The sequence below is a fragment of the uncultured Proteiniphilum sp. genome (genome assembly GCF_937873925.1).
Lineage (GTDB): Bacteria > Bacteroidota > Bacteroidia > Bacteroidales > Dysgonomonadaceae > Proteiniphilum.
Genome location: NZ_CALNAT010000039.1, coordinates 1 through 16776, shown reverse-complemented (window position 1 = coordinate 16776; position 16776 = coordinate 1). Strand labels below are relative to the sequence as shown.

Below are 16776 nucleotides of genomic sequence, written 5' to 3'. Positions count from 1 at the left end.
AATAATAAACGCTAAAAGAAGCGGGTTACAGAAGGCTCCATGCCACTGTCAGCCCAGCCATCACAATGGATACCATGCTCATCAGCTTGATAAGGATATTAAGAGACGGGCCGGAGGTATCTTTAAAGGGATCTCCTACCGTATCGCCCACCACAGTGGCCTTGTGCGCTTCGCTACCTTTTCCGCCCAGATGACCCTCTTCGATATATTTCTTGGCATTGTCCCAGGCTCCGCCTGAGTTGGCCATAAAGACAGCCAGCACAAAACCGGCACCCAGGCCTCCGGCCAGTAATCCCATCACCCCGGCTACACCAAGCAGCAAGCCGGTCAATACCGGTACGATAATCGCCAACAGCGAAGGCAACAGCATCTCCCGTTGAGCGCCTTTAGTAGATATACCTACACAACATGCATAATCGGGAGTGGCTTCTCCGGTCAATATTCCTTTTATTTCACGGAACTGGCGGCGCACCTCTTCCACCATCTTTTGCGCTGCTCTTCCCACGGCATTCATCGTGAGTCCGCAGAAAAGGAATGCCATCATCGAGCCTAGGAAAATACCCGCGAGTACTTTCGGATTCATGAGTGTAACCTGGAAATAGTTCATAAAATCCACAAAGCTGGCTTTTGCCACTTCCACCGTCTCTCCATTGGTAAATTCGAGTACATCGTTACCCAGACGAAGCATCCCTATCCGTATCTCCTCCATATAGGATGCCAATAATGCCAGTCCGGTCAGTGCCGCCGATCCAATGGCAAACCCTTTTCCGGTAGCAGCCGTAGTATTTCCCAATGCGTCCAGCGCATCGGTGCGTTTTCTCACTTCCGGCTCCAATCCGCTCATTTCGGCATTACCTCCGGCATTGTCGGCGATGGGGCCGTAAGCATCCGTTGCCAGGGTGATACCCAGTGTGGAAAGCATCCCCACCGCAGCAATGGCGATGCCGTACAAACCCATACTCAGATTTTCAGCCGAAACCATATTCTGTACATCGAAACGGATGGCAGCAAGATAGGAGACCATAATTGCCAGTACGATGGTGATCACCGGTATCACCGTCGAGATAAAGCCTGTTCCCATTCCCGAGATGATCACTGTCGCGGGACCGGTCTTCGCACTGGCGGCAATATCTCTTGTAGGTTTATAGGAATGCGAGGTAAAATATTCGGTTCCCTGTCCGATGATAATTCCGGCAAGGAGGCCGGCAATCACTGAGAAGGATAATCCCAGCCAGTTGCTGAAATCCAGCAGGTACAAGATACCGAATGTAGCGATGGCGATCAGGACCGCGCTCACGTTCACTCCCCTGTTAAGGGAAGCCATCAGTTGTTTCACCGAAGCATTCTCTTTGGTCCTCACCAAAAAAATACCGAGGATAGAGAGGAACACCCCGATGGCGGCAATGATCATGGGGGCAAATACCGCATTCTGCTGCATCGACGGGTTCAATATAAATGCCGATGCACCCAGGGCCGCCGTAGAAAGGATAGAACCGCAATAAGACTCGTAGAGGTCGGCGCCCATCCCCGCCACATCACCCACATTATCACCCACATTATCGGCAATGGTAGCCGGATTGCGCGGATCGTCCTCGGGAATGCCCGCCTCAACCTTTCCCACCAGGTCGGCCCCCACATCGGCTGCCTTGGTATAGATGCCGCCGCCCACACGGGCAAACAGGGCTTGTGTGGAAGCGCCCATCCCAAAGGTAAGCATGGTAGTGGTGATCATGATCAGCTTATGCCCGGCATCGGCGTCATCCACAAAATGATTCAGGATCAGGTACCATGCGGAAATGTCGAGCAGCGCCAGCCCTACTACTACAAGTCCCATCACGGCACCCGAGCGGAAGGCAACCTGTAGCCCGCTGTTCAGCGAACGACGGACGGCATTGGCCGTCCTGGCCGAAGCATAAGTGGCTGTCTTCATACCGAAGAAACCTGCCAGACCCGAGAAAAAACCGCCGGTAAGAAAAGCAAACGGCACCCAGCTGTTTTGCAGGCCGAAGAAGGCCATGGCAGCGAAAAGAACTGCCAGGACAATAAACACCGCCGTCACCACTTTGTATTGCTGTTTAAGGTAGGACATGGCTCCCTCGCGTACGTAACGCGCAATGGTCTTCATTTTCTCCGTGCCCTCACTCTCCTTCATCATTCCTTTAAAGAAGTAATATGCAAAAATCAGCGCCACTATAGAGGCGACCGGTACAAGATAAAAGTAATTCATAAATTAATTTGTTTATAGTTTGTTGTTCTATTTTTGTTTTTTATAGGGAATAGTCCCTTAAAAAGGGCTATAATTACTATTTTGCGCAAAGATATCAAAAAAGAAAATGACCGGAAAGGCATATAACAAAGTTTTCTTTATATTTTTGCGTTTGTTAAATCATTTTTTTCATAACTTTGCTTATGTTCTGTTACAGAGTCCTTCCGGTCAGGATATATTCTTTCGCCGCAAATGACCCGAACGATCTGAATTCGATCACTAAACAAATTATATCATGGTAAAGAATTTTCTTCTGAAAAGCGATAAAAGTCCGAAAAACGTACAGATAAAAAAAGACATTATCAATCATTTCATCACCACAGGGAATGACACTATCGCGGAACTATCCAAGGAACTCGATCTCAGCGTACCCACCATTACCAAATTTATTGCCGAGCTTAAGGACCAGGGATTAATCGCCGAGTTCGGAAAGATCCAGACGGCCGGCGGCAGACATCCGAGCGTCTACGGGCTGAATCCCACTTCCGCCTATTTCGTAGGGGTGGATATGAGCCGGCATCATCTGAACATAGCCCTGATGGACTTTACAGGCAATATCATTGAGTATCAGACGGGCATCCCCTATACCTATGAAAATACGACAGAGTCGTTCGATTTGCTTTGCGATCATATCCAGAAATTCATCGACAAGACCGGGGAACTCAGAAAAAAGATTTTCAATATCAACCTGAATATCTCAGGCCGTGTAAATCCCGAATCAGGATACAGTTACAGCAGTTTTTATTTTAGTGAAAGTCCTATTAGCGAAACGCTTACAGCACGCCTGAACTACAATGTAGGGATTGACAACGATACGCGTGCCATGGCCTACGGCGAATATATGAAAGGGGTGTCGGAAGGTGAACAGAATGTTATTTTTGTCAATATTTCGTGGGGATTGGGTATCGGCATCATTATCGAGGGGAAACCCTATTACGGGAAATCAGGCTTTTCCGGTGAGTTCGGCCATTTTCCTATTTTCGAGAATGAAATCCTCTGTCATTGCGGGAAAAAAGGGTGTCTCGAAACCGAAGCATCCGGCCTAGCCATACACAGGGTGATCATGGAGCGTATCTCAAAAGGGGAGAGCACTATCCTTACAGAGCAGATAAAAGACATCAGTAAACTCACGCTCACCGATATTATAAAAGCTACCAACATGGAGGATCCGCTCTGTATTGAGATTGTGGAGGAGGTAGGATATAAACTGGGCAAATATATTGCGGGACTCATCAATATTTTCAATCCCGAGTTGGTCATTATAGGGGGACAGGTAGCGGAAACGGAAGGATTTATTATGCTACCCATACGAAGTTCCATCAGGAAGCACTCCCTGAATCTGGTCAACAAAGATACCCGGATCGTCACGTCGAAACTGAAGAACAAAGCCGGAATCATCGGCGCCTGTATGATCGCCAGAAGCCGTCTGTTCAACGAGTAAGGTAATCCGTCAATCCCTGTATATACCTCAACCTGACCCCTATTCAATCCGCACGGGAATGAACCGATGTTTCCCTTGCCCTTGTATACCGCCGTTAGTTCATATCCAGTTCTTCTATCAGATGGCCGGCTCCGGCAAACCGGTCGATCACGAAAAGCACATAGCGGATATCTACAATAATGCTTCTCTGATAGTCGGGTAGATATTGGATATCTCCTCCTACACCTTCCCAGTTCCGGTCGAAATTAATACCGATCAACTCCCCTTTTCCGTTCAATACCGGGCTGCCGGAGTTACCACCGGTAGTATGCGTGGTAGCCACGAAATTGACCGGCATCCTCCCATCGCCCATGATAGCGTAAGTACCGAAATCATTTTCTTCGTATAATTCTTTCAATCGTTCCGGCACCACGAACTCCCAATTTTTCGGATCTTCCTTCTCTATCACACCGTTCAGGGTAGTCTGATGGGCATAATACACCGCGTCGCGCGGACGGTATCCTTTCACCTGGCCATACGTCAGCCGAAGGGTCAGGTTGGCATCGGGAAAATGGGTATATGGCCCGTCCATGGCAAGGATCCCTTCCAGATAGGTACGACGTGCCAGGGAGAATGGGATATCATATTTACCCAATTGACTTCCGAGGGAAAGGGATTCCTCGGTCACTGAACGGGCGAACAGGAACATAGGGTCGTTCCGTAACCGCGTCAGGTTTTCTTCATCGGCAAGAAACGCTTCCGGGCCGGATGCAAACCGATTGAAATTCTCGCTATTCCCGAAAAGAGAGCGATCGAAAATATGATTCACGAATGCCTCTATATCGCCATTAAACCCGGCGGAGATATGCTCGAAAAAGGAGGGCTGCGTCTCTTTCCCGATCAACCCGACGTACTCCGAGAGCATCGCGGTAGATACCTTCCTATCTACACCGGCATTGTAGTCCTTATCGGCGAACCGGGAATAATCCTCCATGAGTTGCAGGATGGCTCTTTCCATATCCTCCCTATGCCGCAGGGAATCCGTTTCTCCAGCCTTTGCGCTGTCCACCGCACGTATCAGCATATTCCATCCTTTTTGAGGTACACTGGCGAATTCCACCCCCCGTATGATACCTTCATTGAGCATCCAGCTCCTGTAACGAAGATCGGCTCTCTCTTCAACAATCCTCTCTATTTCATTCAACGCCTCCATATATTCAGGTCTGCGATTGATCTCCGCCCATTCCAACAAGCGGTTTTGTTGTTCCCGTTTCAACTGTTCAAAATCGCGCAGGTCAATGGCCCAGTTGGTGCCAATGGCGTTTTTATACGCATTCGTGGAACCGGAATATTTGGAAGCATATTGTATCTTCACGGCAGGATCGTCCAGCATCTCCTCCAGCATGGCTTGCTGGCGCGCTTCCCTCATGCGTATACGGACGTTGTTATCGATATCCCTTCGCTCTGCCACCTCCCATGAGGTATAATATTTATGGGTGGTTCCCGGGAATCCCAGTATCATAGCGAAATCGTTTTCATCGACTCCTCCGGTAGATATATTCAGCCACCGTTTAGGTTTCAGCGGTATGTTCTCCGGTGAGTAGGCTGCCGGATTTCCCTCTCTGTCGGCATAGATACGGAACAAAGCAAAATCGCCCGTATGGCGAGGCCACATCCAGTTATCGGTATCGGCCCCGAATTTCCCGATGGAACTTGGCGGGGCGCCTACAAGACGGACATCGGGATAGACCTTTTTGGTAAACATGTAATATTGATTACCATTAAAAAAAGGCTTTATCTCCACTTCCGTGCCGGGCGCAGTCAAAAGTTCCTTTCCTGCCCTCTCACGTGCAATCCCGTTAAGATAAGAGGGAGAAAGAAAGAAAACGCCGTCGGCATCCTTTTCCTTATCCCTTTCAAGACACTGTTTCACATAATCCGTCACATCTTCCATCCGGTCGATAAAAGTGACGGTAAGCCCGGGGTTGGGAAGTTCTTCGGCTTTTGTCATTGCCCAGAAACCCTCATCCAGATAATTATTCTCCAGAGAACTGTGGTTCTGTATCTGGCCGTATCCGCAATGGTGATTGGTGAGTACCAGTCCTTTTGACGAGATCACCTCCCCGGTGCATCCTCTTCCGAAGAACACCACGGCATCTTTCAGGGAAGCTCCGTCGGGATTATAAATATCATAATCCTCCAGTTGCAGGCCGAGTTTCCGCATCTCGGAGAATTTTTGTTGCTTCAGCAGATGGAGCATCCACATCCCCTCATCGGCAGATGCGATAAAGACATAGGAGCAACACAGGATCAGGTACAGCAGGAATTTCTTCCACAGCGATTTATTTCCGCTCAGGGCCTTTTCAGGATAACCGACCAATACCGGAACAGCCGTTCCGATCTCTATAAATGAATTGGGAAATACATTTTTTCCAACGATATAAACTGCCGGGGTCTCCATTGCTCTCATACATTATTTGCGGTTATTAATTAAAATATCAGCTCCTGTTTGTTTATGCTTGCAATTTACAACATAATTATGAATTAAAAATCCTATTTTTACGTCGAATTAAAGTCTAATAAAACAAAAATGCAGTATGAGACAATCTTTCAGGAGATTTACCGGGATTTGCAGCCGTTAGAAGATCCCGGACAGGTGGCCGATTACATCCCTGAACTGGCGCATGTGGATCCCTATCAATTCGGCGTACATCTCACTACCGTCGGGGGTGACAAATTTGCTTTCGGCGATGCGGAAAAACGCTTTTCCATCCAAAGTATTGCCAAAGTATTTACGTTTGTGCTGGCCTATTCCCACGTAAAAAGCAACATTTGGGAACGAACGGGGCTGGAACCAGCAGGCACGCCATTCAATTCGCTGGTACAGTTGGAGTACGACAAAGGCATACCCCGAAACCCGTTTATCAACGCGGGAGCCCTTGTGGTTTGCGATATTCTCGCGGGTGAACTGGCTTCTCCCAAAGAGAATATCCTGTCGTTCATCCGTCGTATAACGGGAGTCGACAGCATCAGTTATAATTCCGGAGTGGCATTATCGGAGAAAAAAACCGGTTACAGGAACTATGCATTGATTAACCTGATGAAATCGTTCGGCAACATCAGGAATGATATCGATAGCGTGATGGATATCTATTTTCATATCTGCTCCATTGAAATGAGTTGCAAGGAACTCTCCAAAGCTTTTCTCTTTCTCGCCAACAACGGGATTGTCCCCCATTCCGGCGAACAGATCCTCTCTGCCAGCCGCACCAAAAGAACCAATGCACTTATGCAGACCTGCGGCTTTTACGATGAAGCGGGAGAGTTCACTTTTAAAGTAGGTCTGCCAGGAAAGAGCGGTGTAGGTGGCGGGATCGTGGCCGTCCACCCTGAAAAATACGCTATTGCCGTCTGGAGTCCCCGGCTCAACAGGAAAGGAAATTCATACAAGGGGATGTTGTTTCTGGAAGAGTTTACTTCGAAAACCAGATCATCTATTTTTTAAAAGGCAGCCACGCTCCGTTAATTCTTAAATTTACAAAAAAGGTCGGTGAATCATTGGGGTTTAGCCTGAAAAGGCTTATTTTTGCGGTCGATCGGAAAATAAGCACTTAGATGAAGATAAACTTGAAAGAACGAACGCCGCAGCTGATTGCCGTGATAGGTGTACTCGTCATAGTGATGGCTATTCTTATCGGATTCCTCGTCACCAGGAACTCCCAGATGAGCGAGATGCAGGAACAGTTCACTATTGATAAGCAGGAATTAGAAGACGAGTACGAGGCCATTTCTTTGCAATACGAAGGGTTTAAGTTCAGCGTCCAGAATGATTCCCTGTTATACAAGTTGGAGAACGAACAGGCTAAGGTGCTTCGCTTACAGGAAGAGTTGCGGATGACCAAAGCAAGCGACCAGGCGGAAATCAAACGGTTGAAAGATGAACTGGCCACGCTGCGTAAAATTCTCCGCTCTTATGTTCAGCAGATTGATTCGCTCAACAGGCTCAATGAGGAACTACGGGCCGAAAACCAACAGATTACCGACCGGTACCAGAGAACGACCCAAACTCTCAGACAGGTATCCCAGGAGCGGGAGCAGCTCTCGGAGAAGGTGTCGCTGGCAGCGCAACTGGTAGCTACCAATATCGGCGCTAAAGCGGTAAATGACAGGGGAAGGGAACAATCGCGCCTGAGCCGGAGTGCACAGTTTGTCGTCTCATTCACCTTAGCCCGCAATATCACCGCAGAGCCGGGAGAGCGCACTATTTATATCCGCATCATGACTCCCGACGGATCGGTCCTTTCAAAAAGCCCATCCAACACATTCCCTTATGAAAACGGAGAGATACTCTACTCCATGAAACGGATCGTGGAATATGGCGGCGAAGAGATTCCCGTCACCATGTACTGGGACATAGAAGAATTTCTGATGCCCGGCACTTATAAAGCCGACATCTTTGCCGACGGACATCATATCGGCTCGCACAGTTTCCCCATGAAAGATTGATATTTTCTTAACATTTAACACTCCAATAAACTTCTTTAACAGGAAGTCGTGCAGCTTTCCCGGGGCAGAACCGTCTATGGTAGAATAGAACCCTTTCCGGCAATAACAACGGGCTGATGAAGACAACTTCGTATTTTATACCTTTGTGCGTAATATTCGGATTGATTGTAATAGAATCAAATGCACAGGATTTGAATGATGAAATGAAAAAAAGACTTCGTCAATCACTCATTACGCCTGAAAAACAATCCGGCTATCAACCGCTTCAGCATGCTCCACAGATACTACCCGGGCAGGATAGGGAAGTCCTTAAAGTATCTCCCACAACCAGACTACCCACAAAATCAGACCAGATCCAGGTACTCCATCCTCCGGAAAAGTATAAAATACATATAGAGACGAGAGTAACAAACTCCATACCTATCAACCAACGTCCGGCAGGATCGGTGAAATACGAGTTTGTGGGAAAGAACATGATGATCATCCCCACCGCGGGGCAAAGGGTGGTTCCTTCCGGCCATGATTTTGACCCCATACGTACCCGTAACAGGCAAAGACACGAAAGAACCGATCGGTTAGTGAAAGCCTATAATAATAAGTAGGAAAAGTCAACCCTTTATTGCAGCAGCGTCTCCGGAAAAATTTTCTCGTCGATCTCGGTTACCGGAACACTCCTCTTATCGTACAGTAAAAAACTGTTGATATAATAGGCAATTATGGAGTGAACAGATTATTACAAAAAAAGAGGAGGCAATCGCTACCCCCTCTTACATACCTATCATGTTAAAAATTATCGAAGCGATTTTTCCACTTCTTCAACGGATCGGTTCACATCTTCCTTAAAGTTCTTCCATCCGCGCTCTACCCCTCTTTTTGCATTTTCATACTTGCTGCTAATATCTCTTTTTGTTTGTTCCCAGTTTTCCTGAGTACTGTTCTGCAATTTCTCTATTTCAGCCTTATAGTCGTCTCTTGTTTTTTCGAGATCGGTAATAGCCTTTTGGTAATCAGCTTTCACTTCTGCCGATAATTCAGCGGATCTGGCATTTGCATCGGCCTTCAGTTCATCTATTTGCCGGTTCAGTTTGTCAAGTTCGCTATTTGCTTCACGAACAGCCTCATCTTTTTGCTCATAGGTATACACCGTGAAGTTTTTCGTACTGTCCCCGGGGGTAGCGGTCTCTATCTTCACCACTTCTGTCCGTCCTTCTGTCTGTTCTTTTCTCTGTTGATTGTTGCATGACGCTAGCGTAAGTATTGCGGTCAAAGTGATAACCAACAGGGTTCCGTTTCTTGCTAATAATAAAATTTTCATGATTCCTTCTCCTTTTTATAAAATTAAACGCCTGCTCATATAACAATACATCCGCGGCTTATGTTCATAGTTACCCGTTGACTATTGGCAGATTACCGTATCATAATAAATGGCGTTACTGAGAGTTCTCTTTCTACATAGGAGGTGTAAACCATTATCCGATCATTTCCAGGAATTTTTTTTCATGGATGATTTTCACACCGAGTTTCCGGGCTTTTTCCAGTTTTGCCGGCCCCATATTCTCTCCGGCAAGGATATAATCGGTATTTTTCGAAACCGAACCGCTGTTCTTTCCCCCGTTCTGCAAAATCATCGCCTTGTATTCGTCCCGTGAATGGAATTCAAACGTCCCGCTGATGACAATGGTCAGTCCTTTCAGCTTATCGGTTTTCGCTGCCAGTGCTTCCTGGCTCAAAGCGAACTGCAGACCGTGCTGCCGCAGTCTCTGAAGGAAATCGCAAAAGAGGGGATTGGCAAAGTACGCAGTTACACTCCGTGCAATCCGCTCACCGATCTCATCCACGGTGACCAGTTGTTCAACGGTTGCCTGCTCCAGTTGATCGATATCGGGAAACGCGTGTGCCAGTTTCTGCGCCACGGTCTCGCCTACAAAACGGATGCCAAGGGCATAAAGAACCCGTTCATAGGATACCGACTTTGATCTCTCTATACTATCCAACAGGTTATTGGCGCTGGTCTCCCCCCAACGTTCCAGATTGGCAAGATCATCGAACCGCAATAAGTAGAGATCGGCAGCATCACGGATCAATCCTTTATTGTAGAGCAGGGTGATAGTCTCCGGACCGATGGTGATATCCATGGCTTTGCGGGTGACAAAGTGTTCGATGCGTCCCTTTATCTGCGTGGGACATCCCTCACTGTTAGGGCAATAATGTACTGCCTCAGCTTCATTGCGTACCAGGGGGGTTCCGCAATCGGGACATTTGCGGGTAAAAGTAACCTTATCACCCAACAGAAAGCGGGCTTCCTTATCTACGCCGGTAATCTTGGGAATGATCTCGCCGCCTTTCTCCACGAAGACCCTGTCGCCGATATGCAGGTCGAGGGCGAGAATGGCATCTTCGTTATATAAAGAAGCCCTCTTCACGGTGGTGCCGGATAACAAGACCGGCTCCAGATTGGCCACAGGAGTGACGGCGCCCGTACGTCCCACCTGATAGGAAACCGATTCCAAACGTGTGACCGCCTGTTCGGCATTGAATTTAAAAGCGATAGACCACCGCGGGAATTTGGATGTGGCGCCCAGGTTCCGCTGCTGTATCAATGAATCTACCTTCAGCACAACTCCGTCGGTAATCACCGGCAGGTGTTTCCGTGCAATATCCCACTCTTTCAGATAATCAAAGATTTCCTCCAGGGTACGGCATTTCTTCATGGCGGCCGACACGTTCAGTCCCCATTTCCGGGCCAGGGTCATATTTTCAAAATGGCTCCGGGACGGCAGGGCATCGCCCAACATGGAATAGATATAGGATTCCAGTTTACGGGAAGCCACCACACGTGAATCCTGCATCTTCAGGGTTCCCGAAGCGGCATTGCGCGGATTGGCGAACAGGGGTTCTTCCTGTTCGGCCCGCTCTTTATTGAGTGCATTGAAAGAGCTCCAGGGCATCAATATCTCACCGCGCACCTCTATATAAGGCGGCACATCATTGCCTTTCAGTACCAGCGGCACATTGCGGATAGTCCGTACATTGGCGGTCACATCGTCGCCCTTGCGTCCGTCGCCACGGGTTACTGCCCGTGTCAACCGGCCGTTTTCATAGACCAGCGAGATGGAAGTACCGTCGAACTTGAGCTCACATACGATCTCAAATTCTTCGTTCAGCGTCCTCTTCACACGATTGTAAAAATCGGCCACTTCCGCTTCCGAGTAAGTGTTCTGAAGCGAAAGCATGGGAAAACGATGGAGTACCTGTGTAAAATTGTTGTTGATATCGCTTCCCACACGTATCGAAGGTGAATTGGGATCATAATATTCGGGGTAGGCCGCTTCCAATTCGATCAGTTGCCGCATCAGTTGGTCGAATTCAAAGTCGGAAATCGTGGGTTGAGATAACACATAGTAGTTATAATTGTGTTCGTGCAGCTGCCTGCGAAGCACTTCAATCTGCTGTTTGACTGATTCCATTATTGCAAATTTTATTGACAAAGATAATGCGGCTAAACCCTTATTCCAAAAAGAAGAGACCCGCTTACCGGAAAATCCTCATCCAGGGATAATTCACTTTCTTCTTCTCCGGATTGAGAAAATTACCAATATTTGCCGTGATGGAAAGCGTTTGCTGGAACAATATATGCCCTTCCGAAAAATGAAGGTTGCAGTTGATCCGTGCAGAGGCATGATCCGACTCCAGCAGGCGTATATACCATTTACTCTGGAGGTAGGTCGACCCCCTCAGGAATGGGCTGCCCCAGTAGAGGTTACCACCGTACACGGGAAATAAACGCATCCGGGCATCTCCGGTATAAAACCTATTCTCGGTACCAATCCCGTATAACTCGGCATCAGCCCTGGCCGTAAACCCCACCGGTTTATAGCTCTCCCCTGCTTTCCGGTCTCTTTCCAGTCCGGCAAAAATACCGGCGGATAACAAGCCTTTGAAACTGTTTGCCGCTTCATATTCCAGCCCTGCCGATGCCATGCCCTGTATTTGTTCGCTTACGCCATAAGCCGGATTTTCGGGAAAGGTACCGGCATAATGGAAGAGATAAGACTGAAAATCAGCGAAGAGTATTCCCCTGGAGGCTTTTCCTGAGAACCCCAGATAAAAACTCTCCCGGGTATTCGCCGTAGCATAGCCGGTCCAGTCCATCCATGCATTAAAAAAGTTGGCATCCTTCCCTATCTGCCAGAAGACGCCCTGCATAAGCGGCATAAAAAGATTTACCGAATCCCTGAAAAAGAAGTCGGAATAGTTGGGCAACACCTCCTTTCGCGGAAAAGCACCTGCCCGTAAAAGTATCTTCGGCTTCTTATACTGGTAGTAAAGGGTTACATCCGTTTTATTGACGGCTTTTCTCATCCCTGGAATCTTGAGCAGGTTCACGCCGGCATAAATGGTATGCGTTGAATCCCACGTGACACCTCCCAGCATATTCAGCCATATCCCGTGCAAGGTCTGCGGATCGGTGAAAGAAGACTTCTTATACTCCCGGTTATCGAAAAAATAGTCGAGCCCTACCCCCCAGCGGTACTCCTGGGCATGTAACGCCGGTATCATACATAATATAAACAATACAAAGGCAAGCCTGTTCCGCATATCCCTTAACGATTTAATGACTTAACGATTTAATGAAATCGTCTCACCCATACAACTTTCCATTTTTCCACCTTACGACATTTCCGATGATAAAGATAGTACAAAATTCAGGAAAGTTAATTACTTAGTAAGGTATTTCAGTCCCTACATTGAACTGTATTGTAGACATCACTCCTTTGGGGGGGCAGTTTGTTATATTGGACAATTAAGAATAATATTCCTATCAGGCCATTCATGAAAAATATATTCTTTTAATCCACTAGTTACTATGTTTGCAAGTACGATGCAAAATAACAATGTAAGATGTCGCTCATTGGAGCTTTTTAATCCGACAACAACGACATAGACCAGATAGTCTAATTAAATCTCCCTTTCCTTCCATTTACCGCTGCGCAGGTAAATAAAGGAAAGCGTTGCCAGAAAGAGCCAGTACACATGTTCCGTTGTCCATGCCACTGCCACGGAAAAACGCATGTAAATGATGACGAACCACATGTATGAAAGGTAAAAAAACAGTGTGATAATCTCAAACTTGAGGGCGGTACGGGTATTGCCCGTTCCGGATACGGCGTTGAACAGTACCGAGCCTATACTATAAATGGGGAGCGATGAGATAAGCACATACAGCGGCAGAACGGTATCGCTGATAAGGGAGGGATTGTCCGTATAAACACGGATCATTGTCCGTGGGAAAGCAGAGATAACGGCTACCACGCATATCATCACCCCCAGACTGATAAAGGCTATCCGTTTTATCAGATTGAGCACCTCACCCCTCTTGCCTGCCCCGATGGTGTTACTCACCAGCGTACTTGCCACTGATCCCAATGCATGGGAAGGAATGGTAAAAATAGTGTAAAAACTCCGTACAATATTGGTTACTGCCAAAGGCCGTTCTCCCATGTAATTCTCAATGAATACAAAAAAAAGCATCCAGGTAACGATGGAAAACAGGTACTGCACCATCATAAAAACGGAGATATCCAGCACTTTTTTAATGACCGACCATTGAAAACGGATTTTCCTGAAACCATACTTATCCAGGTCGACCGTTTTACGGGTATAAACAAGGAAAAAAACGGTGGAAGCAAATTCGGCGATCACCGAAGCGATGGCCGCTCCGGCCATACCCATCCCGGGCATACCCAGGTTACCGAAGATCAGGCCGTAATCAAATATAACATTCGTGACAGCCATCACAATAGCATTGGCCGTAAGCACTTTGGTACGCGCAGTACCGATGTAGAACGCGCGGAACATGAGGTTTACAAAGGCGAATACAATACCGAAAATGCGCCACTCCAGATACTCCTTGACAGCGCCGGCCACGTCGGCCGACTCAAACATCGCCGGCAGCCAGTGAACGGCGCCATATCGCATAAGAGGGATCAACAGCAGTGCCGGGATAAGCAGGAAAAGCGCACCCTGGATAACAATATCACCTATTTTGCTATAATTCCCCTCACCGTTGCGCCGCCCGATAAGGATCTGGCTTCCCATACTGAACCCGAAACCCAGCGTATATAATGCGATATAGAGGATACCCGCCAGGGCCGACGCGCCCAGCTCCACTTCCCCCACGCGGCCGAGAAAAGCGGTGTCAATCACCTGAATGATGTTTTGCGCCAGCAAACTCAACAGGATGGGCGTACTGATTTTTATGATGTGCTTGTCGGAATACACCTCTGTTAGCTAAAGAACCGCCGATTGCCATGGCAACCGACGGTCTGTATACTGTCGATCCGGTTATTTTTTTATTCGGTTGCCCTCTCCAAGATTGATGACGGCGGGGCGGAATGTTTTGGCTTCCTCTGGCGACATCAACGCATAACTCATAATGATAATCACATCCCCTTTTTGTACTTTCCGGGCGGCGGCTCCGTTCAGGCAAATAATTCCCGATCCGCGCTCACCACGGATAATATAGGTTTCAAAACGTTCGCCGTTATTATTATTCACCACTGCCACTTTCTCATGCACGAGCATATGAGCCGCATCGATCAGATCTTCATCGATCGTGATGCTTCCCTCGTAATTCAGGTTGGCATCGGTTACCCTTGCCCTATGTATTTTGGATTTTAATATTTCTAACCACATATATGCTTATCTGTATCTTATATTATCAATCAGGCGGACATCACCGCAATAGACGGCAATAGCCCCCACAATATTTCCGGAGTCCTGCCACGAAGAGACCGGTTGCAATGAGTCACCGTCAACAATCCCGAAGTATTCAACACGCAACCCGGGTACATTGTTTACCGATCCGGTTACGAAGCGGACGATCTGGTCCGGCGATTGCTCCCCGGCCAACAGCGTACTTTCCTGCATGATGCGGTATATTTCCGCGGCATGCTCCCGCTGTTCTTCCGACAACCGCTGGTTACGGCTGCTCAGGGCCAGACCACTTGGTTCCCTCACTATGGGAACTCCTATAATCTCCACCGGCAACTCTTGCTGCTTCACCATCTCCCTGACAATAGCTAACTGCTGGAAATCCTTTTCGCCGAAATAGGCCTTGTGCGGTTTCACAAAAGCAAAAAGTTTACTCACTACCTGGGCCACGCCATTGAAATGACCGGGACGATAAGCACCCTCCATCACTTTGTCGAGCAAACCAAAATCGAAAACCCGGGTATCCGGCGCGGGATATATCTCTTCTTCCGAAGGTACAAACACAATATCGGCTCCGGTACTTTCCAGCAGTTCGTAATCTTTTTCAGGCGTACGCGGGTAGAGCCTCAGGTCTTCCCGGTTATTGAATTGCGTGGGATTCACAAAAATACTCACCACGCAGATATCATTCTCCTCCACGCAGCGCTTCACTAATGTGATATGCCCCTGGTGGAGCGCACCCATCGTAGGCACAAAGCCGATGGTTTTTCCCTCCTGCCGATGCTGTTGAAGCAACTCCTCAAGATCTGTTATAGTATGAATGACTTTCATACGATTATTTTATTTTTTTCATTTCGGTGTATGGAACGTTTTAGAACCAAGAATTTTAGAATCAAGAACCAAGATGAATCTGTAGTGAAAAGATTAAAATCAAGACTCTGAAAGTGAAATGTCCTGACTCTTGGCTCTTTGTTCTTTACTCTTAATTCATGCTCGTTTCATCGATCTGATTTTACACTGCAAAGCAACAAAATATTTGGCACATAGAGAAAAAAACAGCATCAAATCTCTACCTAACAACCATCAAAATAAAGCTAAATATCTATGTATGTATAATTTACAAAATTCATGGGTTTTTATTTTGTAATTATGTGGATTTTTTTTATTATCTTTGTACTCAAATTTAGATAATTAGCTACATGTCCCAGAAAAAAGTTTTGTACGTTTCACAGGAAATTTATCCTTATCTCGAAGAGACCCATATCTCAAATACTTCACGCTATCTGCCCCAGGCCATACAGGAGAAAGGGAAGGAGATACGTGCTTTCATGCCTAAGTACGGGAACATCAACGAACGCCGCAATCAACTTCACGAGGTGATTCGTCTCTCGGGAATGAATCTCATTATCGATGACACCGACCATTCCCTTATCATCAAGGTAGCTTCCATTCAATCGGCCCGGATGCAGGTCTATTTCATTGATAACGATGACTATTTCCAGAACCGCGAAACACTTGTCGATGCGAAAGGACTGGAATATGACGATAACGACGAACGGAGCATTTTCTTTATCCGCGGTGTGATGGAAACCATCAAGAAACTGCGCTGGGTACCTGATATCATCCACTGTCACGGATGGTTCAGCGCACTGGCTCCCCTCTATATCAAGAAAGGATATGCCGACGACCCCTGTTTCAGGGGTGCAAAAGTGGTGTACTCCCTCTACGACGAATCTTTCGACAAAGCTTTCCAGAACGGTTTTGCCGGGAAACTCCGGTTCGACGGTATCGGCGATCCTGAAATCGAAAAAATAAAAAAACGAGGCGTGATCGATTATACAAACCTGATGAAACTGGCTGTCGATTTCTC

Annotated in this window: 13 protein-coding genes; 5 read left to right on the top strand and 8 right to left on the bottom strand. The window is 47.3% G+C overall.

Annotation, left to right across the window (positions count from 1 at the left end):
- Nucleotides 1-25 precede the first annotated feature (25 nt).
- A complete protein-coding gene (locus tag Q0502_RS02650; RefSeq protein ID WP_298646793.1) occupies nucleotides 26-2227 on the bottom strand; it encodes a sodium-translocating pyrophosphatase in 2202 nt (733 codons plus the stop codon).
- 274 nt (nucleotides 2228-2501) lie between these two features.
- Between Q0502_RS02650 and Q0502_RS02645 the strand changes: the two genes are divergently transcribed.
- Nucleotides 2502-3707: an ROK family transcriptional regulator gene (locus Q0502_RS02645; RefSeq protein WP_298646791.1), complete on the top strand. Its 1206-nt coding sequence runs from the start codon at nucleotides 2502-2504 to the stop codon at nucleotides 3705-3707.
- A gap of 94 nt (nucleotides 3708-3801) precedes the next feature.
- Here Q0502_RS02645 and Q0502_RS02640 read toward each other — a convergent pair whose 3' ends face one another.
- Nucleotides 3802-6024, bottom strand: coding sequence for a S46 family peptidase (locus Q0502_RS02640; RefSeq protein ID WP_298646816.1), 2223 nt, complete (start codon nucleotides 6022-6024; stop codon nucleotides 3802-3804).
- 252 nt (nucleotides 6025-6276) lie between these two features.
- On the opposite strand from Q0502_RS02640, the gene Q0502_RS02635 reads away from it, so the two are divergent.
- The 3 genes from Q0502_RS02635 (at nucleotide 6277) to Q0502_RS02625 (ending at nucleotide 8794) form a co-directional block, all read left to right on the top strand.
- A complete protein-coding gene (locus Q0502_RS02635) occupies nucleotides 6277-7191 on the top strand; it encodes a glutaminase (protein ID WP_298646789.1) in 915 nt (304 codons plus the stop codon).
- 110 nt (nucleotides 7192-7301) lie between these two features.
- Nucleotides 7302-8192, top strand: coding sequence for a hypothetical protein (locus Q0502_RS02630; protein WP_298646787.1), 891 nt, complete (start codon nucleotides 7302-7304; stop codon nucleotides 8190-8192).
- 116 nt (nucleotides 8193-8308) lie between these two features.
- Entirely contained in the window at nucleotides 8309-8794 is a 486-nt protein-coding gene (locus Q0502_RS02625) for a hypothetical protein (protein WP_298646785.1), read from the top strand.
- Nucleotides 8795-8982: 188 nt separating this feature from the next.
- Here Q0502_RS02625 and Q0502_RS02620 read toward each other — a convergent pair whose 3' ends face one another.
- The 6 genes from Q0502_RS02620 to panC all read right to left on the bottom strand — a co-directional run bounded on the left by Q0502_RS02620 (nucleotide 8983) and on the right by panC (nucleotide 15737).
- The gene (locus tag Q0502_RS02620) at nucleotides 8983-9507 is read right to left on the bottom strand and encodes a hypothetical protein (RefSeq protein WP_298646783.1); all 525 of its coding nucleotides are present in this window, start codon (nucleotides 9505-9507) and stop codon (nucleotides 8983-8985) included.
- A 154-nt stretch (nucleotides 9508-9661) separates the two neighbouring features.
- On the bottom strand, nucleotides 9662-11659 hold the full coding sequence (gene ligA, locus Q0502_RS02615) for an NAD-dependent DNA ligase LigA (protein ID WP_298646781.1): 1998 nt from the start codon (nucleotides 11657-11659) through the stop codon (nucleotides 9662-9664).
- Nucleotides 11660-11723: 64 nt separating this feature from the next.
- Nucleotides 11724-12752: a hypothetical protein gene (locus Q0502_RS02610; protein ID WP_298646779.1), complete on the bottom strand. Its 1029-nt coding sequence runs from the start codon at nucleotides 12750-12752 to the stop codon at nucleotides 11724-11726.
- A gap of 399 nt (nucleotides 12753-13151) precedes the next feature.
- Nucleotides 13152-14474 carry an MATE family efflux transporter gene (locus tag Q0502_RS02605; protein ID WP_298646777.1) on the bottom strand — a complete coding sequence of 441 codons (1323 nt, stop codon included), beginning with the start codon at nucleotides 14472-14474 and terminating at the stop codon, nucleotides 13152-13154.
- Nucleotides 14475-14537: 63 nt separating this feature from the next.
- Nucleotides 14538-14888 (bottom strand): aspartate 1-decarboxylase, encoded by a 351-nt coding sequence (gene panD, locus Q0502_RS02600; RefSeq protein ID WP_298646775.1) that lies wholly within the window; start codon nucleotides 14886-14888, stop codon nucleotides 14538-14540.
- A 6-nt stretch (nucleotides 14889-14894) separates the two neighbouring features.
- Nucleotides 14895-15737 (bottom strand): pantoate--beta-alanine ligase, encoded by an 843-nt coding sequence (panC, locus tag Q0502_RS02595; protein WP_298646773.1) that lies wholly within the window; start codon nucleotides 15735-15737, stop codon nucleotides 14895-14897.
- Between the two features lie 368 nt (nucleotides 15738-16105).
- Between panC and Q0502_RS02590 the strand changes: the two genes are divergently transcribed.
- Nucleotides 16106-16776, top strand: a 671-nt coding sequence (locus Q0502_RS02590) for a glycogen/starch synthase (protein WP_298646771.1), incomplete at its 3' end; no start/stop codon positions are given.